The 21,360-nt window shown below is 50.4% G+C and carries 17 protein-coding genes; 11 read left to right on the top strand and 6 right to left on the bottom strand.

Going from position 1 to position 21,360, the window contains the following annotated elements:
• Together HF324_RS29290 and HF324_RS29285 are read right to left on the bottom strand one after the other, a co-directional pair.
• Window positions 1–1,077, bottom strand: a complete 1,077-nt coding sequence (locus HF324_RS29290) for a PepSY-associated TM helix domain-containing protein (protein ID WP_168861467.1) — start codon at window positions 1,075–1,077, stop codon at window positions 1–3.
• A gap of 649 nt (window positions 1,078–1,726) precedes the next feature.
• On the bottom strand, window positions 1,727–2,968 hold the full coding sequence (locus tag HF324_RS29285; RefSeq protein WP_168806896.1) for an aminotransferase class I/II-fold pyridoxal phosphate-dependent enzyme: 1,242 nt from the start codon (window positions 2,966–2,968) through the stop codon (window positions 1,727–1,729).
• A 171-nt stretch (window positions 2,969–3,139) separates the two neighbouring features.
• Between HF324_RS29285 and pafA the strand changes: the two genes are divergently transcribed.
• The 3 genes from pafA to HF324_RS29270 all read left to right on the top strand — a co-directional run bounded on the left by pafA (window position 3,140) and on the right by HF324_RS29270 (window position 6,365).
• A complete protein-coding gene (pafA, locus tag HF324_RS29280) occupies window positions 3,140–4,810 on the top strand; it encodes an alkaline phosphatase PafA (protein ID WP_168861466.1) in 1,671 nt (556 codons plus the stop codon).
• Window positions 4,811–4,893: 83 nt separating this feature from the next.
• On the top strand, window positions 4,894–5,673 hold the full coding sequence (locus HF324_RS29275) for an enoyl-CoA hydratase/isomerase family protein (RefSeq protein ID WP_168861465.1): 780 nt from the start codon (window positions 4,894–4,896) through the stop codon (window positions 5,671–5,673).
• The gene (locus HF324_RS29270) at window positions 5,667–6,365 is read left to right on the top strand and encodes a DUF4412 domain-containing protein (protein WP_168806893.1); all 699 of its coding nucleotides are present in this window, start codon (window positions 5,667–5,669) and stop codon (window positions 6,363–6,365) included. The genes HF324_RS29275 and HF324_RS29270 overlap by 7 nt, the downstream gene beginning before the upstream one ends.
• Before the next feature lie 170 nt (window positions 6,366–6,535).
• Here the strand turns inward: HF324_RS29270 and HF324_RS29265 are convergent, their stop codons facing one another.
• Window positions 6,536–6,928: a hypothetical protein gene (locus HF324_RS29265; RefSeq protein ID WP_168806892.1), complete on the bottom strand. Its 393-nt coding sequence runs from the start codon at window positions 6,926–6,928 to the stop codon at window positions 6,536–6,538.
• A 150-nt stretch (window positions 6,929–7,078) separates the two neighbouring features.
• Between HF324_RS29265 and HF324_RS29260 the strand changes: the two genes are divergently transcribed.
• From HF324_RS29260 to HF324_RS29250, 3 genes are all read left to right on the top strand, one after another.
• The gene (locus HF324_RS29260; protein WP_168861464.1) at window positions 7,079–8,500 is read left to right on the top strand and encodes a tetratricopeptide repeat protein; all 1,422 of its coding nucleotides are present in this window, start codon (window positions 7,079–7,081) and stop codon (window positions 8,498–8,500) included.
• Between the two features lie 181 nt (window positions 8,501–8,681).
• On the top strand, window positions 8,682–9,446 hold the full coding sequence (locus HF324_RS29255; RefSeq protein ID WP_078667031.1) for a phosphosulfolactate synthase: 765 nt from the start codon (window positions 8,682–8,684) through the stop codon (window positions 9,444–9,446).
• A gap of 97 nt (window positions 9,447–9,543) precedes the next feature.
• Entirely contained in the window at window positions 9,544–10,275 is a 732-nt protein-coding gene (locus HF324_RS29250) for a shikimate dehydrogenase family protein (protein WP_168806890.1), read from the top strand.
• Window positions 10,276–10,499: 224 nt separating this feature from the next.
• Here HF324_RS29250 and HF324_RS29245 read toward each other — a convergent pair whose 3' ends face one another.
• Window positions 10,500–11,297, bottom strand: a complete 798-nt coding sequence (locus tag HF324_RS29245) for a class I SAM-dependent methyltransferase (protein WP_168806889.1) — start codon at window positions 11,295–11,297, stop codon at window positions 10,500–10,502.
• 130 nt (window positions 11,298–11,427) lie between these two features.
• On the opposite strand from HF324_RS29245, the gene truB reads away from it, so the two are divergent.
• Window positions 11,428–12,123 carry a tRNA pseudouridine(55) synthase TruB gene (gene truB, locus HF324_RS29240; RefSeq protein WP_168806888.1) on the top strand — a complete coding sequence of 232 codons (696 nt, stop codon included), beginning with the start codon at window positions 11,428–11,430 and terminating at the stop codon, window positions 12,121–12,123.
• Here the strand turns inward: truB and tamL are convergent.
• Window positions 12,104–14,509 carry a translocation and assembly module lipoprotein TamL gene (tamL, locus tag HF324_RS29235; protein ID WP_168806887.1) on the bottom strand — a complete coding sequence of 802 codons (2,406 nt, stop codon included), beginning with the start codon at window positions 14,507–14,509 and terminating at the stop codon, window positions 12,104–12,106. The genes truB and tamL overlap by 20 nt on opposite strands.
• A gap of 132 nt (window positions 14,510–14,641) precedes the next feature.
• Here tamL and HF324_RS29230 point away from each other — a divergent pair, with 132 nt between their 5' ends.
• From HF324_RS29230 to HF324_RS29220, 3 genes are read left to right on the top strand one after another with little or no spacing between them, the layout of a single operon-like run.
• Complete coding sequence (locus HF324_RS29230) at window positions 14,642–15,382, top strand: TrmH family RNA methyltransferase (RefSeq protein ID WP_373997293.1); 741 nt, start codon at window positions 14,642–14,644, stop codon at window positions 15,380–15,382.
• A 33-nt stretch (window positions 15,383–15,415) separates the two neighbouring features.
• Window positions 15,416–16,414, top strand: coding sequence for a hypothetical protein (locus HF324_RS29225; protein ID WP_168806885.1), 999 nt, complete (start codon window positions 15,416–15,418; stop codon window positions 16,412–16,414).
• Window positions 16,380–18,698: a hypothetical protein gene (locus tag HF324_RS29220; protein WP_168861463.1), complete on the top strand. Its 2,319-nt coding sequence runs from the start codon at window positions 16,380–16,382 to the stop codon at window positions 18,696–18,698. Before HF324_RS29225 ends, HF324_RS29220 begins: the two co-directional genes overlap by 35 nt.
• A 2-nt stretch (window positions 18,699–18,700) precedes the next feature.
• On the opposite strand, the gene HF324_RS29215 is transcribed toward HF324_RS29220, so the two are convergent.
• Window positions 18,701–19,936: an ABC transporter permease gene (locus HF324_RS29215; protein WP_168861462.1), complete on the bottom strand. Its 1,236-nt coding sequence runs from the start codon at window positions 19,934–19,936 to the stop codon at window positions 18,701–18,703.
• Window positions 19,937–20,030: 94 nt separating this feature from the next.
• Here HF324_RS29215 and HF324_RS29210 point away from each other — a divergent pair, with 94 nt between their 5' ends.
• Window positions 20,031–21,323, top strand: a complete 1,293-nt coding sequence (locus HF324_RS29210; RefSeq protein ID WP_168806882.1) for a type IX secretion system plug protein — start codon at window positions 20,031–20,033, stop codon at window positions 21,321–21,323.
• Window positions 21,324–21,360 lie beyond the last annotated feature (37 nt).

Raw genomic sequence — 21,360 nt, 5'->3', positions numbered from 1 at the left:
TCAAAGCTGATGTTTTTTAATGATGTACTTCCGGCGGTACCATATCAGGAAACCGGATATGGACAGGATGCCGGGTGTGAGGCCCAGAAGGGCATATGGTATTTTAACGGGGATACCGCCATAGTTGCCGAAATGCAGGGGCGCCATGGCAGCGTTGAATTTGTCGCCGAGGGGGGCGTTGCTGAAATTGACTGTCTTTTTTATCTGCCCGTTGACATCGAAATGCACGGAAGAGCTGTAACGGCCCCAGATGGGCGCTTCGTGGGCATGACCCAGGATGCGCACCGGGTCGCCGGCTTTTTTAGGCGGACGGATGCCCATGGCTTCAAATCCGGGGATCTGCGCCGCGGCTTTGCCCAGCAGCGATTCATAGTCAATAGGAATGGGGGCGCCCACATTTGGAAAGGGACCGGTTGTTTTCCGGTTTTCCAGTACTTTCAGTTGCATCATGAAGCCGGTGAAGGCGATGAGGAGGTTGAACAACAACGCCCACACACCCACAATACGATGGAGGTTGCGCCAGCGCCGCGTTCGGCTGCCCCATTCGGGTTTCAGGCGGAAGGTGAGCACTTTGTAGATGGATTTCCGGTATACCCAGATGCCGGAAAGGAGGGAGATAAACAACAGGATGCTCACTACCAGCATCACTTTAGCGCCTGTTTTCCCGCTCAGCAGGGAGAAGTGCAGGTAAATCAGAAAACCCGAAAAATAGCCGGTATTGGTGTGTTGGTGAATGACTTCCCCGGTATAAGGGTTCAGGAAGATATACACTTTATGATCAGGGCCATATTCAGCTCTGACGATAGCTGGTTCTTCCGGTGTCTGCGGCAGCCGGGAGAAGAAGAGGTAAGGGGTGCCGGTTTTGAGTGACTTACCCGCTTGTTGCAGCAGTTCAAACAACGGTTTACGTTGCTGGCCCGGTGCAATGTGGTAAGTTTCATGATGCAGGGCTTCGTCTATTTCCTCGCTGAATACCAGCAGGGTGCCTGTTATGCTGGCAAAGAGCAGCATAATGCCTACGAGGAGGCCGGTGATGCGGTGAACAGTGAAAAGCTGTTTGTGCCAGTATTGTTTCAATTTCCTTATTAGTTTTTTACCTGCTGCCTGGTGCTGATTGATAGGGGGTGGGCACGAAAGTGCTATGTCCCGGCGGTTGACAGTCGTCTGTTATCTGTTGCACCAGCTATTTGCAGTCATGGCTGCAAAGGTACTGCTGTACTGCCGGAAGCGTTTACGCAATCGGGAAAATTATTGGAGAGCAGGGACTAAAACGGGGATTTTGACAGTTAGCTGATTTATTGTTGCAGTCTCATACTTTAACAACCTGTTAACAAAATACCACATTGGTGTTATATGATACTGGGAAAACTAGTCTATTTTTGAAATGTAGCAATGATACAACGCTAAATACAAAAAAAGATATTTATATAAAATAATTGGAATCACTTGGTTATTCCAAATTCTATGAAGACCATATATTCTACCATGTCCTGATGAAAATTTAGTGAAATTTTACACCTAGTGAAAGAACGATTTGAGTAAGGGCTGAGGAAACTCAGCCCTTTTGAATTTTGATATTTTCGGATTTTTTGATGTAATGATTTTTTGATTTCGCGCTGTTACAAATGAATAAATGCAAAGGCCTTCTTGAGTCACAAGAAGGCCTTTGCCATAAAAAACTAAATAAAATCTCAAAATCCGTAAATTCCAAAATCCGTAAATGGTTTTACACCATTGGAATTTCTGCCACCTGGTACACTTTCTCGTCGAGTTTCGCTTTGGTTTCGCTGAAAGCTTTCAGTGTCAGTTCAATATCCTCGTCTGTGTGAGCAGCGGTCGGGATGAGGCGGTAGATGATCTGGCCTTTTGGAATAACGGGGTATACCACGATAGAGCAGAAGATGTTGTAGTTTTCGCGGAGGTCCAGGCACATGGCGGTGGCTTCCGGAATATCACCCTGCAGGTAGATCGGGGTAACGGGGGAGTTGGTTTTACCGATGTTGAAGCCGCGGGCTTTGAGGCCGCTCTGCAGTTTATTTACGTTTTCCCACAGTTTTGCTTTCATTTCCGGGTATTTGCGCATCAGTTCCACTCTTTTCAGGTGGCCGATAACGATCGGCAGCGGAATAGATTTGGCAAATATCTGGGAGCGCATGTTATAGCGCAGGTAGTTGATGATGGCTTTTTCGCCGCTGATGAAAGCGCCGATGGAAGCACCGGATTTAGCGAAGGTGTTGAACAGGAGGTCGATTTTATCCTGAACACCTTGTTCCTCGCCGGTACCGGCACCGGTTTTACCCATGGTACCGAAGCCGTGGGCGTCGTCTACCAGCAGGCGGAATTCAAATTTATCTTTCAGGGCGGCGATTTCTTTCAGTTTACCCTGATCGCCGGCCATGCCGAAAACGCCTTCTGTAACAACGAGGATACCGCCGCCTTGTGCGTTGGCCAGTTCAGTAGCGCGTCTCAGTTGTTTTTCACAATCTTCGATGTCGTTGTGTTTGAACACATAACGTTTGCCGGGGTGGAGGCGTAAGCCGTCCAGGATGCTGGCGTGGCATTCTGCGTCGTACACAATAACGTCCCTGCGGCCGCAAACAGCGTCGATAGCACTCATAATGCCCTGGTAGCCGTAGTTCAGCAGGGTGGTATCTTCTTTACCCATGTAATCGGACAGTTCGCGCTCGAGCTGCTCGTGATAGTTGGTGTTGCCGCTCATCATGCGGGCGCCCATAGGCGCTGCCAGGCCGAAGTCGGCTGCTGCCTTTGCGTCGGTAGCCCGTACTTCCGGATGATTGGCCAGCCCCAGGTAGTTGTTGAGGCTCCAAACTATTTTTTCATTGCCCCGGAATTTCATGCGGGGGCCTATTTCTCCTTCCAGTTTAGGGAATGCGAAATAGCCATGGGCTCTGTCTGAATGCTCCCCAATGGGGCCCATGTGTTTCAGCAGTTTCTCGAAAATATCCATACGCTATATTATGTAATAGTTAAATGCTTTGGTAAAAAGAGGACACAAAGGTATTAAAATATTGCTTTTTCTAAACTTCGATTACTTTTGCCAGCGTCATTTTTAATGCAACAATGTTGCCGGACTCTGCCGGCAAAAGTACATTTATCTTATAAAAAGCAATAATATCTAATGAAAAGGATTTCCCTGCTTGCCTTTACTCTGGTGATCGCCACTATCGGCGCCCGGGCGCAGAAGGCCACATCACCAAAACCTTTCAATCATCTGGCGGCAGCCAAAAACAGCAAAACAGCGGCCAGACCTAAACTGATCGTAGGCATGGTCGTAGACCAGATGCGCTGGGACTACCTGTACCGCTACAGCAACAGGTACAGCGCCGGCGGCTTCAAAAGGTTGCTGCATGACGGGTTCTCCTGTGAAAACACACTGATCAACTATACCCCCACCATCACGGCCTGCGGCCATACCTGCGTGTATACCGGCTCCGTGCCTGCGATACACGGCATCATCGGCAACACCTGGTACAGCCCGGAAATAGGCCGTACCATGTATTGTGCGGAAGATACCACCATGACCACCGTTGGCAGCGCCTCCGCCGCCGGTAAAATGAGCCCGCGCAATATGCTGGTGACCACCATCGGCGATGAACTGCGCCTGTCCAACCAGTTCCAGAGCAAAGTAGTGGGCGTGGCCATCAAAGACCGCGGCGCCATACTGCCCGCAGGCCACAGCGCCAACGCCGCTTTCTGGTACGACGGCAGCACCGGCAACTGGGTGACCAGTTCCTACTATATGAACGAACTGCCTGCCTGGGCCCAACAGTTCAATAGCGAAAAATGGCCGCAGCAATACCTGTCCAAACCATGGACTACGCTGTATCCCATCTCCAGCTATACCCTCAGCACCGCAGATGAAAAAGCGTACGAAGGCAAGTATAAAAACAGCACCACCGGCACTTCTTTCCCGCATGACCTGAGCGGTATCGCGAATGGCGCCATCGCCGCTTCCCCCTTCGGTAACACCATGACGCTGGAGTTTGCCAAAAAGACCATGGAGGCCTATAACATGGGTAAAGGCAGCGTGACCGACTTCCTCGCCATCAGCCTGTCTTCCCCGGATTATGTAGGTCACCAGTTCGGGCCCAACTCCATTGAAGCAGAAGATACCTACCTGCGCCTGGACCACGACCTGGCTACTTTCTTCCAGTACCTGGACGCCAACATCGGCAAGGGACAGTACCTCTTCTTTATCACTGCCGACCACGGCGTAGCGCATGTACCGGGATTCCTGGAAGAAAACAAGCTGCCCGGCGGTACCTGGGACGACCGCGCCGCCATGAAAGACCTGAACGATAAGCTGGCCGCGAAATTCGGGGTGAAAGATGTAATCAGGGCGGTGGACAACTACCAGCTGTGGCTGAACCACGACGTGCTGGAGGCTTCCGGCAAAAATTACAACGATATTCAGCAGTTCATCATCGCCACCCTGCAAAAATCACCTGCTGTGGCCAAGGCTTTCCCGATCAAAGACCTGATGGTGACGGTGTTGCCTGAGCCTATGCGTACCATGATGACCAACGGTTACAATACCAAACGCAGCGGCGATATCCAGATCGTACTGTCCCCCGCTTATATCGATGGCGGCAAAACCGGCACCACACACGGTTTATGGTATCCTTACGACGCACACATCCCGCTGGTATGGATGGGATGGGGCGTGAAGCCGGGAAAAACCAACCGTACCGTGGGGATGACGGACATTGCGCCTACACTGGCCGCCCTGTTGCGTATCCAGATGCCAAGCGGTAACGTAGGACAAGTGATCCAGGAGATTACTCATTAAAAGTTTATTCCTTATATTGCTCATGGAAGTACGGATGGTAGCTCCTTTTGGCGGCCCATCTGTACTATGTAATTCTTTACCATATGGAATTCAACTTGTTGCAATATGAGGTGGCGTCCCGTGTCGCCACGATCACGCTGAACCGGCCTGACAAGCGGAATGCGCTGAACGGCCAGCTGGTAGCGGAGCTCCGGCAGGCATTTGCCCGGGCTGCCACGGCGGACGACGTGAAAGTGATTGTTTTAAAAGGCCATGGAGAAGCTTTCTGCGCCGGGGCAGATCTGGAATACCTGCAGCAGTTGCAGCAAAATACCTATGATGAAAACCTCGCTGACTCGCGGGAGCTGATGCAGCTGTTCCACGAGATCTACCAGCTCGATAAAGTAGTGATAGCGCAGGTAGAAGGCCATGCCGTAGCCGGTGGATGTGGCCTGGTGACCGTCTGTGACCTGAGTTACGCCGTGCCCGAAGCCATGATGGGCTATACCGAAGTGAAAATAGGCTTTATCCCTGCCCTGGTGGCTGTTTTCCTCGTCCGGAAAATAGGAGAGGGAAGGGCCCGGGAGTTGTTGCTCACCGGCCGGCTGGTGACCGCCGAAAAAGCCGCCCGCGACGGCCTGATCACTGCCGTTGTGCCCGCCGGGGAAATCAGGGACCATGTGGCCAAAGTGGCTGCCAGCCTGTGTAACGACGCATCCGGCAACTCCCTGAAAGTGACAAAAAAATTGATTGGCACAGTGTTGGACTTACCTATACAAGACGGGCTGGAGCATGCAGCTGAATTAAATGCCGCCACCCGTGGACATGAAGACTGTAAACGCGGGATAGCTGCGTTTCTGCATAAAGAAAAGCTGGTATGGTAATCTGTACCGGCTGTCAACCACTCACCAACACCACGACTATGTCATACCGGTTGTTTTTAACATATTTCCTGCTCTGTATCACCAGCCCTATACTGGCACAACGCGTCATTTCCGACGCCAGGATCGTTTACAAGATAGACCTGCCGCCCGAGCGCGCCCAAATGGATGCCATGCAGGAGGGGAGCACCCTCACCCAGTACATGCGGGGACAGTTGAGCAGGATAGACATGGACTTCAACATCGTCAAATACACCTACCTGATCAACAGCAAGGAGGAAACACTGACCACGCTGATAGACCAGCATGGCAACAAGTACCTGATCCGTGCCAGCAAGGCGCAGTACGAAAAGGAGCTGAAGCAGTATGAAAACGTACAGTTCAAGGACCAGCCCGGGACCCGGGAGATAGCGGGTTATACCTGTAAAAAGACGATCGGTACCATGCCGGACGGGGTGACTACCTTCGAGGTGTATTACACACCCGACCTGGTGCCCGAAAACAGGCATTATAACCGCCGTTTTGCCAATCTGAAAGGGATACCCCTGGAATTCGAGATCGTGACCAAAACCGGCTCCAAAATGCGTGTCGTGGCCACCAAGGTGGAATTGTATCCCATCCCCGCCTCTTATTTCGATGTACCAAAGACCGGTTATAAGGTAGTAAGCCCGGAAGAGCTGAAGACTATGCAGTAATATGATTGCCGGGGCGCCCGGCCCTGCGGGGCTGCGGGGATGTTCCGGCTGGCGCAGGCTGATCGGCCAGGGCGTCGTTGTCTCCCGGAAAATAATAAAAGTAAAAAGGCCTATCAAGAAGTCGTTAAACTTGTTGATAGGCCCGTATTTGTATTGAAGAAACGTTAAGGTCAGCCTTTCTTAAGCGGCAGAATAATCTGCAGTTTCTGAAAGTTCATGTTGCTGGGCTGCTGTATGGGTTGTACAGTGTAAGGCACAACATAGGTCATGTTACCTTTGGTATAGGTCATGACAGACTGAAAATTAATCACATTGGTATTGGTGAACTTAAAATTCGAATTGTAGCTGCCTGTGAATCTGTAACCGGCGTCCAGGGCCAGGTTGGTTTTGGGCATGGCGGTATTCAACACGAAATGGACGTTATCGGTCTTTTTCGCCTTTTCTTTTTCATTATCGGTCGGCAAAAGGGTATTTGCCACTGCACTGATGGCAAACAGAGCCATAGCGCCTGCTAACAAACAGGACAATGAAAAAGTCTTTGATATGTGGATTTTCGTTTTCATTGTAACACAAATATACAATATTATTGGATCTGTTATATAACAAATCCTTAACGCAATTTACAACAAATTCTTAATAAAATGTTAAAAAGTTTATAAACGGTTTTAAATGCTGCGATTTGGTGGATACAGAAATGTCTTATATTTACATTAATGAGTAAAGATTTTTCTTTTTTAAACGAGGATTTTGATGATCTGAGAGACTTGTTGCAGCAGTTTGAAAATCTGAGGGCGGGCAAATCTCACTCTTTTCTGGACGAGGACTCATTTGAGCAGATCATAGACTACTATGACGAGCAGGACGAAATGCCGACCGCATTACAAGCCGCCGAAATAGCCATAGCGCAGTTCCCCTATTCCTCTACACTCCTTCTGAAAAAGGCCAACTTACTGATAGAAACCAAAAAGTACAAAGAAGCCCTTCATTTACTGGACAAAGCCGCTTTACTGGACCGCAACGATATCAATCTGTATATCCTGCAGACCGACGTATACCTGGCGCTGAACCAGCATCAGAAGGCGGCGGACGTGCTGAATGAGCAAATTGACCAGTTTGAGGGGGAGGACAAAACGGAATTACTGCTGGAACTGGCCGATGTATATGATGACTGGGAAGAGTTTGAGAAAGTGTTCGACTGCCTGAAAATGGCGCTGGAGCACGAGCCCAACAACGAGGAAGCGTTGCACAAGATCTGTTTCTGGACGGAATTTACCGGCAGAAACGAGGAGAGTATCCGTTTGCATACCTGGATCATCGATGAGCATCCGTTTAACCAGCTGGCCTGGTTTAACCTCGGAACTGCCTATCAGGGCCTGAAACTGTATGAAAAAGCCATCGATGCTTATCAGTATGCAGTAGCTATCGACGAGAAATTTGATTACGCCTACCGTAACATGGGCGACGCCTATATCCGCCTGCGCAAGTACGCCGACGCAATAGAGGTATTGCAGAAGCACCTGGAGATTGCCAAACCGGAGGACGTGATCTATGAGGCCATCGGCCACTGTTATGAGCGGCAACGCAAGTATACCCAGGCCCGTTATTACTACCGGAAGGCCTCCCACCTGAGCCCCAACGACGATAAGCTGTATTACAAAATCGCCGTGGCCTACATGATGGAGGAGAACTGGGACAATGCCGCCAAATCACTGCTCAACGCACTGAAAATAAACAAACAGAGCGCAGAATACAACATGAGCCTCGGTGAATGTTATCTGCAGCTGGGCAAGGAAAAAGACGCGCTGCTTTATTTCGTAAACGCGGTGCGTATCCGTCCGAAGAGCATACAGCCCTGGCAGGAGCTGGTAAAAGGCTTGTATGTGTTTGGTTTTCTGGAGGAAGCGCTTGAGCAACTGGCCGCTGCTGAAGAAAAAGCCGGCCGTAAACCGGTATTCCAATATTACCGGGCCGCCATCCTGATAGCCCAGGGTAAGACAAAAGAAGGATTGCTGCACCTGGAAACCGCGCTGCAGCAGGCTCCCAAGGTCCTCAAAAAGCTGGTGGAGCTGGACCCAGCCATTTTACAACATGTGAGTGTGGTAGACCTGATCGCTCAATACCGCAGGAAACGTTAACCAATGTTATTTACTTTTAAAATAAAGTATAGTCTTCTTATTTTTGCGCCGGCTTTTTAAATTGTCATGGACATAAGCCATTGTATTTCCGGTTACTAAAATTGCAGCTAAACTATCCCGACTTGCCAGGTGAAAAATAGTGTATGTTTTACTGACCAATAAGAAGATAAAAATATTTCAAATGAATTTTAATCTGACACAAATCCCGGAAAGGACGCAGAAACCCCGCACCCATGGGCTTACCATGGTGATGGACAAGGGGCTTAGTTTGGAAGAAGCAAGAAATTTTTTATCGGCGTCGGGACCTCACGTGGATATCCTGAAGCTCGGCTTTGGTACTGCGTTTGTCACGCCCAACCTGCGCGCAAAAATTGAGCTTTACCAGTCGGCCAACATTCCGGTATATTTTGGCGGTACTTTGTTTGAAGCATTTCTGATCCGTAACCAGTTTGATGAATACGTGAAGCTGGTGAAGGATTACGGTATCAGTTACATGGAAGTGTCTGATGGCTCTATCATCATCCCGCATGCTGAAAAATGCGGCTACATCGAAAAACTGTCCAAAATTGGTCTGGTATTGAGTGAAGTAGGCTCCAAAGATGCGGAACACATTATCCCTCCCTATAAATGGATCGAATTAATGAGAGCGGAACTGTCTGCCGGCGCTACCTACGTGATCGCAGAAGCCCGCGAAAGCGGTAACGTAGGCATCTACCGCGGCACCGGTGAAGTACGCGAAGGCCTGGTTCAGGAAATCCTGACCCAGATCCCCGCCGAAAAAATCATCTGGGAAGCGCCACAGAAAGCACAGCAGCTGTACTTCCTCGAGCTGGTAGGCTGCAACGCCAACCTCGGCAACCTCGCTCCGCATGAAGTGATCTCCCTCGAAGCGATGCGCGTTGGCCTGAGAGGCGATACCTTCCACCTGTTTCTCGACAAAGAATAATTATTCCGTAAAGGAATGATATATTGGGACCTGATTATTTACAATGCAACAAAACATTCTAAATAATCAGGTCCTTTTCTGTTTTAAATCATCACGCATGAAAACGTACGGTCTTATTGGTTATCCGCTCAGTCACTCTTTCTCCAAAGGTTTTTTTACCCGGAAATTTGAAGAGGAAAATATTGCCGGATGTCAGTATGAAACCTTCCCGATACCCGCCATCACCGAACTGCCGGCACTGCTGGCGCAGCACCCGGACCTGTGCGGACTGAACGTCACCATTCCTTACAAGGAACAGGTGATCCCTTATCTCGATGAACTGAGCGATGCAGCCGCCAACATCGGTGCAGTCAACTGTATCCGCCTGAAAGACGGAAAAAAGAAAGGCTTTAACACGGACGTAATCGGGTTCCGTCATTCCCTGCAGCCCCTGCTGCAACCGCATCATAACCGGGCCCTCGTACTGGGCACCGGCGGCGCCGCCAAAGCGGTCATGTATGCCCTGCAGGAAATGGACATCCCCTACACAGTGGCCAGCCGCACGCCCGGTAATGATACCGTAGCTTACAAATCGCTGGACCAGGCCGCCATGGAGGCCCACACACTCATCGTCAATACCACGCCGCTGGGTATGTATCCTAACGTGGACGCCTGTCCGGATATTCCATACGCCTTCATCTCTTCCCGCCACCTGTTGTACGACCTGGTATACAATCCGGCGGAAACCCTGTTCCTTCAAAAAGGCGCTGCACAGGGAGCCGTTATCAAAAATGGTCATGAGATGCTGATATTGCAGGCAGAAGCGTCGTGGGATATCTGGAATGAATAGTGCCCGCAGGCTCGCGGGGTTCACGCAAAGCACGCAAAGCACGCAAAGGAGCAAAGAGCGCAAAGATTATATAAGCGAGCAGAGAAAGCAAAGGAGCGGAGATCAAATTTGATCTCCGCTCCTTTGCTTTCTTATTTAAACTTAAAAAAATCTTTGCGCTCTTTGCTCCTTTGCGTGCTTTGCGAGAACTACTGCGAGAACTACCGCGTGAACCTCCGCGAGCGTTATACAGGTTTAATCATATAATACATGCACGTAGTCACGAAATCGCGTACATAGGGAATAGCCGCCACGGGCTTCCACTGTTCGCGGGCGCTGACATTGAACTTGTATTTGTAAATGGGATTGATCAGGTAAAACCGGCGCCGGGTGATTTTATAGCCCTGGCGTTTGACGATCCGCTCAAACCGCTCGATGGAGATACCGGTAGACTTCACATCCATCAATTCCGACACGATATCGTTTTCTTCGCCGAACATCCGCAGTATGCCTCGATAAACCGGCGTGGGCAGCAGGTGGATATAAGGCACCATGCTCAGGAATTTATTATGACAGATCTGCTGGTGGCCGCCGTGCGGCATATACCAGGGTGGAAAGCCAAAGTACACCTGTCCGCGCGGCGTAAGCAGCTGCTTCAGGTGTCCCACAATTTTCTCCTGGTCCGGTATATGTTCAATGGCATCTTTGAGGATGATCACATCGAAAGCGTTACGGAACTCGCCCAGAAAATCAACGTCATAAATATTTTTGGTGATCAGCTTCAGTTGTCCGTTCGTTTCGTATTTCCCCAGGAAACTTCTGGCCAGTTCTATTCTGGCAGGCGCCAGGTCTACTCCCACACAGTGGCAGCCTTTTTCCAGCAACGGCGTCAGCACGCCGCCTTCGCCACAGCCCACTTCCATGACGCGCAGGCCTTCCAGCTGCGGAAACTCCTGCTGGATAAACGGCACTACGTAATCGCGGGAGTTGTCTACCTGCTGCTGATAACGGAGCGTTGCATTCTTATGGTGTTCTAATGACATGTTAGCAAAATTGCGTGAATTTATGCAAAAGCTTCTAGCTTTTAGTAGTTATTTGTTATAATATTTTACTATATAACCAGTAGTTATACAGGATATGGTCCGCTAAACGTGATTTAGCTATCTTTGCGGGATGCAAACAACCGATAAGACGAAATACCAGGAAGGAGCTGTAATACTGGTTAATAAACCGTTGACATGGACTTCCTTTGATGTAGTACGCAAAATAAGAAATTTAACCAAAGCGAAAATAGGTCATGCCGGCACGCTGGACCCGCTGGCTACCGGGCTGCTGATCTGCTGCACCGGTAAAATGACCAAAAAAATAAACGAATACCAGGCTCAGGAGAAAGAATATACCGGCACTTTTACCCTTGGCGCTACCACGCCTACCTTCGATATGGAATCGGAGCCGGAAAACTTCAAAGAGATCACCGGCATTGATGAAGCTGCCCTCAAAGCCGCTACGGAAGGTTTTTTAGGTGAAATTATGCAGCTGCCGCCCATTCACTCGGCTATCAAACAAAATGGCAAACCTATCTACCTGCTGGCCAGGAAAGGCGTGGATGTGAAAGTGGAACCCCGTAAGATCACCATCTCCGGGTTTGAGATCACCAAAATAGAACTGCCTGTGGTACATTTCCGCGTGGTATGCAGCACGGGCACGTATATACGCTCGCTTGCCAACGATTATGGCGCTGCTTTGGGCTGTGGTGCCTATCTGAGCAGTTTGTGCCGCACCCGTATCGGGGCATTCAGGCTGGAAGATGCGGTGGACATGGAAACTTTTATATCAGCCAACAGCGCTCCTAAAACGGATAACCAATAGCGATATTCCAGATAATATTGTCTCTGCGCCATTTGCCGTCTCCCAGGTTCCATTCGCTGAGATACCAGCCGTTGTTGCTGTCGGCATAATAAGGCACTTTCACCGGAATGCCCCAGTCGAGCCGGATCAGGAAGAAGGAGAAATCCAGTCTCAGGCCGGCGCCGGTACCGATGGCCAGATCGTGATAGAGCTGGTCGAAGCGGAATTCGGAGCCGGGCCTTGTCAGGTCCTTCTTGATCATCCAGATATTACCCATATCAAGGAAGGTGGCGCCTTTGAGATTGATGGTGCCGCCAAACATCCGCAACAGGTCGAAACGGTATTCCACGTTGCCTTCCAGTTTCATATCACCGGTCTGGTCCGGGAAAATCTGGGCGCTGGCGGAAGTGTCTTTATAGGAGCCGGGACCCAGCGTACGCAGGCGGAATGCGCGGATACTGTTAGGGCCACCGGACGTGAACTGTCTTACATAAGGCAGTACTGATGAGGTGCTGTAAGGGATGCCCACTCCCGCATATATCCTTGTCGCCAGCCCGCTATGAACGCCCAGCCGCCAGTAGTGGCGGTAGTCGGCCTCCATCTTCACAAAATTGGAAATATTTACTTTGGTGAGGGACTCGATATTGGATTTCCTGCCGGTAGCCATATCTACCAGGCTGTTGATACCGTTCAGCCACAACCCCGATTCTTCAATGTTTGCGCGGAAATAACTGTAATGCCGCTGATGCAGCAGGTCATTGTTGCTGTAAATAAACGAAACGCTTTCCCCGCCTATCAGCGCCGGCTCGAAGCTGCGCTTCAGGTATGGGTTGGGGTCTACTGTCTGCGCCTTGAAATTAGGATCGAGGTTGACTCCCACATAATTGAGGGTAAACGGTTTCACAATCCAGCGTTTGTATAAGCTTTCGTTCCAGTCGTAGCCATAGGAGAGGTTGATGCTGGTGATGTCGAACCGCTCGATACGCGACAGGTAGTTGGCGCCGAAGGTGAGCCTGGTTTTTACATTGGAGCGGGCGGCCTGCCGGATGTTGAACGGCAGTGCGAAGCGGGGCCAGGTAAAGCCCATCTCACCGCCAAATTCTCTTGATTGCAGCACCCAGCCTTCTACCTGTTTATTCACCAGTTCGATACCGGTGTTGAGGCTCATGCTCAGCTGGGTAGCGCTTTTAGCGAGATTGATATGCCGGTAGTTGAGACTGACGCCGGAGCCCAGCGTATAGTCGGAGCTGTTGCTCACCTCGAAATTGACGCCCAGTTCCTGCCGGCGGCGGGGGGTAAGGAAGAGGTAAGCGTCCAGTCCGTGTGCGGTGTCTTTGTTTTCCTTGTATTGGAGGGTGACGAACTGCCACACGCCGAGGTCATAGAGTTTGTTGACCGTATTGTTATACTGCTGCAGCGAATAGGTTTCCCCGGGTCTGAGCAGGATGGATTTAGACAGTGTTTTGGGTTTCAGAACGTCCTGGTGGGAGCGGATCGTGATGTATTTACGGTTGTCCTGCCGCAGGGTGGAATCGTTGGGATTGCCGTTCAGCGGGAAGTCCGGGTACGCATATATTTTACTGATATGATAGCGTTGCCAGGTGGCATTGGTGGAATCTTCCGGGTTTTTGATCCTTACTTCCACGTCCATCGTGGGTTTTTCGCGGCCTTTGTTTTCCGTGAAGATGTTCACAAACCCTTCGAAGGGATTGAGGGAGTTGCGGAACAGCGCTTTGTTGAGGGTATCGACTTCGAACTCAATGGCGTCGCGGCCGAATTTATAGTAACCGGCGTCACGGATGATGCGGGTGAGCCGTTCTCTTTCGGACGACAGGGTGGCTGATTTGTAAGCCACGCCTTTTTTCAGGAGAGACAGGTTCTGGTTGGCCTGCACTACAGCGAGGATGTTGGAATCGGGCACCTCGTAGGTGATTTTATCCAGTACGAAATTGCGGCCGGTGTTTACTTTATAGGTGACGCTGGTTTTGCGGCGTTTTTCGCTGGCATCGGCTTCCACGGTGGCATAGAAAAAACCCTGGTTATGCAGGTAGCTGGTCATGCGGGAAATGGACTCCCTTGTTTTAGCGGAGTCGTAGACCACCGGCTCTTCCATGTTTCTTTTAGAGAGCACCATGTTCCAGAACCAGCTGGATTTTTTCTCGTTATATTTTTGATTGTACAGCCATACCTTAATGCGGGTAGCCAGCAGTTTTTTGTTGGGCTGCTGGGTCATCAGTGACTTGGAAGAGAGGGAGCTGCGGATATCCTGTTTTTCGGAGTTGAGGATGTCCCCATTTACATCTACCGTGCTGCTGACGTACAAGGTCTGGTTCTGTTGCAGGTATTTGGTGTTGGAACATGCGCCCAAAGCCAGTATGCCCACCAGTAGCAGCAAATATCTCAGCAAAGAAATTCTCGAATTGGGTGGCGGCTGCATCACGGGCGAAAACGTTATAATATTTTAAATGGTAATACTGAACCCTACCTCCTGCCAGCCTGTTTCTTGGCTGATTAAAAGAAATCGTGTAGGTTTGGCCTCATGTTGTCAAAGGCGCAAATTAAATATATTCAATCATTACAGCACAAAAAAAACCGTCAAAAATCCAGCCAGTATATTGCGGAGGGGGATAAGATCGTACAGGAACTACTACAGGCGGGCATGCCCGTGAAAGCGGTATATGCTACCAGTGCATGGCTGCTTCAGCACCGGGAGGCGGTGGGCCGGTTACCGGCGGATGCTGTAAAGGAAGTGGATAATGCAGTCCTGAAACAACTGTCGGCGCTGACCACGCCCAACAATGCCATGGCCCTGCTGGATATGCCGGCAGCGGATACCGGCCTTCCGCCGGAAGGAGCGGTGGTACTGGCACTTGAAGCCATCCAGGACCCGGGCAACATGGGTACGCTGATTCGTATAGCCGACTGGTTTGGTATCCGTCAGCTGATCGTGTCGCCGGATTGTGTGGATGTTTACAATCCCAAAACCATACAGGCCACCATGGGCAGCATCGCCCGGGTACAGGTGAAGGAAATGGATATCCTGCAGCTGCTGGAAGAAAGCACACTGCCTTCCTATGCAGCCACCCTGCATGGGGAAGACATCACCCGTTTTACCACCCTCCGGGAAGGGATCATCCTGATCGGTAACGAAGGGAGGGGACTGTCAGACGAAGTCATTGCCCATGCCACCCACCGGATCACCATCCCGCGCCTCGGCGGGGCGGAATCCCTGAATGCCGCCGTAGCCGCCGGCGTTATCTGTGGCAGATTATTGATTTAATAGTAAGTGATGCCCCGATATCTTTTTTTGTGTTTGTTGATACTTTGCTTTGCCTGCCAACGTCCCGCACCGCGACAGGTAACTCCTGCTTTTTACTACTGGAAACAGACATGGACCGGCAATGCCGGCGAGATGCAATACCTGCGTGGACTGCCGGCTAAAAGACTGTACGTTAAAATGTTTGATACCGACAGGGACCCGGCAACGGGCCAGCCGGTGCCGGTCGCCATACTGCGGGAACAGGCGCCGCTGCCCGATAGTGTCGGCATCGTTCCGGTGGTATTTATCGTGAACGAAGTATGGGAGAAGCCGGATACGGCACTGGCCTTCAACATTAACCGGCTGCTGGAGCAGTTGTGCCGCGATATTCCCGCCGGCCGTATCCCGGAAGTGCAGATAGACTGCGACTGGACCCGCAGTTCCCGCGACGCTTACTTCGCTTTCCTGCAACAGCTGCGGAAACAATCTTTTTTCCGCCATCGTACACTTTCCGCCACCATCCGGATGCACCAGGTGAAGTTTGTGACCGCCAGCGGGGTGCCGCCGGTGGATAAAGGCCTGCTCATGTGTTATAATATGGGCGATCTCCGGAAAATGGGCAGCCATAACTCCATCCTCGATGAAAACACTATGAAATCTTATATCGGCAGTGACAGGGTATCCGCATATCCGGTACCTTTGGATATCGCTTTGCCGCTGTTTGACTGGTCGGTATTATTCCGGGATGGCCGTTATGCCGGTATTCTCCGCAGCATAGACGATGCCGTTCTGCAGGACTCCGTCCTGTTTGCGCGTTCCGGCAATCTCTATACGGTGCGGAAAGACAGTATGGTAAACGGTTACCTGCTAAAGGCCGGGAACGTGGTACGCCGCGAAACCAGCGATCCCGCGGTGCTGGAAAAGGTATCCCGCATGGTATCCCGGCAACGGCAAGACTATAACCCGGTCGTTATTTTTTATCATTTGGATTCAGTAACCCTTCATAATTATCCGTTGGATGAACTACAAAAAATTTATCGTTTTTTCCATTAGCTTTTGTGCTGTACTGTTCGGCAATGTGATCTATACCCTGTCCTGCGGACCGGATGCAGATCCTTACGATTATTACATCTCCTTCTTTAATCCTTATCAGTCAGGAAAGGGATATGAGCCGTTTTATTATACGGGCATGAGCCCTTTTTATGATGAAGCCACATCGCCTTCGGAACTGGAAGAGAATATCAGCGACTGGCAGCGTTTTACCGGTGATAAGGTAAAAGCTGCCGATATCCGGGAGTACGTTTACACCTATACGAAAGACCAGATGTCGGCTGTGGTCACCCGCAGTACGGCTGTTTTGCCCGACAGTATACGCAGCAACGCCTTTGCAAAGTTCCTGCAGGAAGAACGCAACCAGGATGCTGCCCGTTACCTGTTGTTCGCGAAAAGCTGCGAGCCGTCTGTGAACGTGGCGGACCGCTGGACGCCGCCTGACCGCGACAAGTCCGTGATGGACGCGTTGGAAAAGGAAGCGGCTGAGCTTTACGACAAAACCGGCAACAAGGAACTCCGCGAACGTTATGCATTCCAGCAGGTAAGGCTGCTGCACTACAGCGGCCGGTATGAAGATGCCTCCGCTACGTTTGATAAGTTGTTTAAGAAACCCGGTTCTTCGCTGATGTATTACAAAGCATTGGCCCTGAAAGCAGGAGCAGTGCAGCATATGGGCGATTCTGTCCAGGGGGCTTACCTGTTTTCCCGTGTGTTTGACAAAGCGCCTGCTCTGCGTGTCAGCTGTTATACCAGCATGAAATGGGGCAACGCACCCGAGGAAGCCGTTTACCATCTTTGTAAAGATAACCGGGAGAAGGCCATGGTAGCGGCTATCTACGGCATGAGAAAGGATGAGATCACACTGGAGCCGCTGAAGAAAGTATATGATTTCGATCCGGCGTCCCCGGCATTGACCGTGTTAATGGGCCGTGAGATCAGTAAGCTGGAGTCCCGTTTCCTCGACAGGGTTGTTTCGACTTCTACTGATTCTGCAGCTATGGCCGGCATCGTGGCGCTGCCGCCGGAAATGGCCACCATCGCCAATACGCAGATACGGCCGATGATCGGCTGGATGAACAGCGTGATCGAAAAAGGAAAGGTAAAGGACCTGGCTTTCTGGCAGGTGAACTCCGCCTATCTCTCTTATATGTGCCGCGACTATGACGTGGCGAGGGCACAGCTGGACAAGGTTACCAGCAAAGAGCCGGCTATCCGCAACCAGTGGGAGGTGGTCAACCTGCTGATCAATATCAATCAGCATAAAACTATCGATAAAGCGCTGGAAGATAAATTACTGGGCACCTTTAAATGGCTGGATGGCCAGCTGGGAGCCACACCGCGGCCGGAAGAATGGTGGCAAAGCGGCCGTGACAGATTTTTCAGTAAAACGTACCGTAATCTGTTAGGGGCTATCCTGGCGCCGAAATACCATCAGCAGAAAGACTTTGCGAAAGAAGCGCTGATCCGTGGCCGTTGTGACAGCCTGCATGTATATGATTATTTCCTTTCCGGCCAATCCGCCACTGAGCAGATCCGCGATGAGATGAACACCGCGCAGCTGTTGCAATTGCACGACTTCATGAAGTCCTCCGGTAAAACGCCCTATGAAACTTACCTCGCGGGCTTCTTCCCGAAAGAAGTAGATATGAACGCCAGTATCGCGGAGAGCTACCTGCGCGTGCATGACTTTAAAAATGCGCAGCAATGGTTTAAAAAGGCAGATAATATGGCCTCTTCTTTCCTGGTGTTTAAAGAGCTCTTCCAGGACTTCGGACCAGACAGCGCAGAGAGAGGCTACACGAAAGCGATCACACAGTTGCAGTTCTGCGACAGGATGCTGGCATTGCAGGACAAGATGAAAGTAACACCGGTAGATGCGAAGGTATACTATGAATATGCTACGGGGTTGTTTAACATCAGTTATTACGGCAGAACGTGGAATTTTGTAAGAAGATTCCGTCCTTCTACCCAATGGTATACTGCGGCATGTGAAAAAGATCCTTCCGAACGGCAGTATTTTGGTACCTATGCCGCGGAAAGTTATTATCTGAAAGCGGCACAGGCAGCCACAGATCCGGAGTTCAGGGCAAAATGTTTCTTTATGGCAGCGCGTTGCTACCAGAAACATGTGCCGCCGATGGATGACAGTGGCAAGTTCTACGGAGCGTTGGTACGTAATCGTTACTTCCCCGTGTTGAAAAGCAATTATTCCCAGACACGCCTGTACCAGGAGGTATACGGGCAATGCAGTTACCTGCGTGATTACATTAAAAGCGGGAAATAAAGTTATTTGAACTGGATCGCTTTTACCGGTGTGATCCTCCGGATAATCAGTGATGGGATCAGCAATACCAGCAGGCAGATGGCGAGGGTGCCCAGGTTGATCAGCAGTATCTCATGCCATCTGATATCGATAGCGGCCACCGACATGTAGTAGGACTCTTCCGGGAGTTTGAAGATGCCGGTGGCCTTTTGCAGAAAGGCCAGCCCGAGTCCGAAAAAGTCGCCGATAAGCACGCCCATGAGGATGATGTAACCCGCCTGGAAAACGAATACTTTCTGGATCTGCCAGTCGCGCATGCCCAATGCTTTGAGGATGCCCACCATATTGGTGCGTTCCAGTATCAGGATGAGGATGGCGGTGATCATGTTGATAACAGCCACGATGGTCATGATCACGATGATGATCAGTTCATTCTGGTTCTGTAGCTGCAGCCAGTCAAAGATGTTGGGGTATATATCGCGGATGGTGCGGGTAAACAGTTGATCTGGCAGTATGTTGTTGTCGATGATACGGGCGGTGGTGTCCATCAGGTGGTAGTCTGCCAGCATAATCTCATAACCGCCTACCTGTGTGGGTTCCCAGTCATTGAGGCGGCGAACGAGGTTCAGATCGCCGATAATGTAGGTTTTATCATATTCTTCGATACCTGTTTTAAAGATCCCTGACACCTGCAGTTTGCGGGCGCGGGGCGGGAGCCCGCCACCCTGGATGAAGTAGATGATCACTTTATCATCGACTTTCAATTGCAGGTCCTGCGCCATATTGGTGGAAATCATGATTTCCGGCGCGTAGCTGGTATCATTAAAGCGGGGAGGGCGGCCGCTCTGCATGAAACGCTGTAATTGAGGCCAGTCGTAGCTTTTATCTATTCCTTTGAAGATGATGCCGTTGATTTCCTTTTCAGACTTGATGATGGCAGATTTGGTGGCATAGGGGTTTACCGACTTCACACCGGGCACTCTTTTGATGCTGTCCATCAGGGTGAGGGTGGAAGTAAAGGGTATTTCTTCCGTCAGGGGACCGGCGTTGGGCTGGTATTGATTGACGTGAAGGTGGCCCCAGAAGCTGAAAATTTTGTCCTGAATGACCTGCTGAAAGCCGTTGACCAGCGCTGTTGCCAGAATCATGACCGCCACGCTGACTGCGGTGGCAGCAACAGCGATGTTGATGATGAATTTCGAAAAAGAGGAGGCTTTGTTGAAAGCAATCCTTCTGGCAATAAAAGCAGATAATTCCATTGAACTGAATTCGATTAGGACAAATGTAGGAAATCAAAAATCAAATCTCTAAATAAGCAAATAATCGTAACTTGAATACAACCAAATAGCCAGTATGCGTACAGCAGCTTTTCTTTTATGGGTGGTCCTGGCCGCCTGTCTGTTTACCGGCAGGGTGATGGCACAGGCCAATGTCATTACGCCGGACCATGTTTACCACAACAATATCAAATCCGTCAAGTTCAACCAGCTGGGAGATCCCCTGAGCATGCCCATGTATACCATTGGTACCGGGGAGAAGCTGGAGCTGTCTTTTGACGATATGGACAATGATGTGAAAAACTACTACTATTCTTTTGTGATGTGCAACGCAGACTGGACGCCGGCGCAGGTAAACCAGTTCGATTATATGCGCGGTTTCTCCGAAACGAGGATCCTCAACTATAAGATGTCGGCGGTGGCATTGCAGCGGTATACGCATTACAGTGTGCAGCTGCCGGGCACCGGCAGTTACCCGATCAAGTCGGGCAACTATCTGCTGAAGGTATACCTTGACAGTGATACCAGCCAGCTGGCTTTTACCCGGCGGATGTATGTGGTGGAATCGAAGGCCGGTATTGCCGGGTTTATCCAGCAGCCGGTGTCGCCGAAACTGTTCCGCACGCACCAGAAGATAAATTTCGAGATCAATACCGGCTCGTTGAACATCCAGAACCCTTTTGACCAGATCAAGGTGGTGATCCTGCAAAACTACCGCTGGGACAATGCCATTACTAATCTGAAGCCCCAGTTTATCAACGGCAACGTGATCAAGTACAATGCGGAGCTGGATTGTGTAATTCCCGCCGGGAAGGAGTTTCGATGGATAGACCTGCGGAGCCTGCGTTTACAGACAGAAAGGGTCCGGCATTCCGAGTACCACGCCAACAGTACCGATGTATATGCTGTTACGGATTTTGAGCGGGCGGATAAGCTGTATCAGTTCATCAAGGATGTTAACGGCAAGTATTACCTCGCCACGCTGGATGACTATGATCCCAACTTTGAGGGAGATTATGCTTCTGTGCATTTCACTTTTGCAGCGCCTGAGCCTTACGCCGGCTACGACATGTATATTTTCGGGGAGATGACCGATTATGAGTTGAACAACAACAGCAGGCTGACTTATAATGCCGCCAGCCGCGCTTATGAAGGCACACTGTTTCTGAAGCAGGGTTATTACAACTATATTTACGGACTGGTGGATAAAACGGTGACTAACGGTAAATTCAATACGGAGTTAACAGAAGGCAACTGGTGGGAGACAGAAAACAACTATACGATCCTGTTGTATTTCCGTCCGCTGGGCGGCCGTGCAGACGAGCTGGTGTCCAGCATTACGCTGAATTCGATCCTGAACCGCAAATAGGCGTTTGCGATAAGATAAAAGCAAAGACCTGATGAAT

The organism is Chitinophaga oryzae (assembly GCF_012516375.2).
In the GTDB taxonomy this organism is placed as follows: domain Bacteria; phylum Bacteroidota; class Bacteroidia; order Chitinophagales; family Chitinophagaceae; genus Chitinophaga; species Chitinophaga oryzae.
Note: the sequence above shows the minus strand (reverse complement) of the source record. Positions and strands in the feature narration are given on the sequence as shown.

Coding starts and splice junctions, on each gene's coding strand:
- HF324_RS29285 (WP_168806896.1), bottom strand. CDS start 2,968: ATGGATATTTTCGAGAAACTGCTGAAACACATGGGCCCCATTGGGGAG.
- HF324_RS29215 (WP_168861462.1), bottom strand. CDS start 19,936: ATGGAATTATCTGCTTTTATTGCCAGAAGGATTGCTTTCAACAAAGCC.
- HF324_RS29265 (WP_168806892.1), bottom strand. CDS start 6,928: ATGAAAACGAAAATCCACATATCAAAGACTTTTTCATTGTCCTGTTTG.
- pafA (WP_168861466.1), top strand. CDS start 3,140: ATGAAAAGGATTTCCCTGCTTGCCTTTACTCTGGTGATCGCCACTATC.
- HF324_RS29270 (WP_168806893.1), top strand. CDS start 5,667: ATGGTAATCTGTACCGGCTGTCAACCACTCACCAACACCACGACTATG.
- HF324_RS29210 (WP_168806882.1), top strand. CDS start 20,031: ATGCGTACAGCAGCTTTTCTTTTATGGGTGGTCCTGGCCGCCTGTCTG.
- HF324_RS29275 (WP_168861465.1), top strand. CDS start 4,894: ATGGAATTCAACTTGTTGCAATATGAGGTGGCGTCCCGTGTCGCCACG.
- HF324_RS29250 (WP_168806890.1), top strand. CDS start 9,544: ATGAAAACGTACGGTCTTATTGGTTATCCGCTCAGTCACTCTTTCTCC.
- HF324_RS29220 (WP_168861463.1), top strand. CDS start 16,380: ATGAACTACAAAAAATTTATCGTTTTTTCCATTAGCTTTTGTGCTGTA.
- truB (WP_168806888.1), top strand. CDS start 11,428: ATGCAAACAACCGATAAGACGAAATACCAGGAAGGAGCTGTAATACTG.
- HF324_RS29260 (WP_168861464.1), top strand. CDS start 7,079: ATGAGTAAAGATTTTTCTTTTTTAAACGAGGATTTTGATGATCTGAGA.
- HF324_RS29245 (WP_168806889.1), bottom strand. CDS start 11,297: ATGTCATTAGAACACCATAAGAATGCAACGCTCCGTTATCAGCAGCAG.
- HF324_RS29255 (WP_078667031.1), top strand. CDS start 8,682: ATGAATTTTAATCTGACACAAATCCCGGAAAGGACGCAGAAACCCCGC.
- HF324_RS29230 (WP_373997293.1), top strand. CDS start 14,642: ATGTTGTCAAAGGCGCAAATTAAATATATTCAATCATTACAGCACAAA.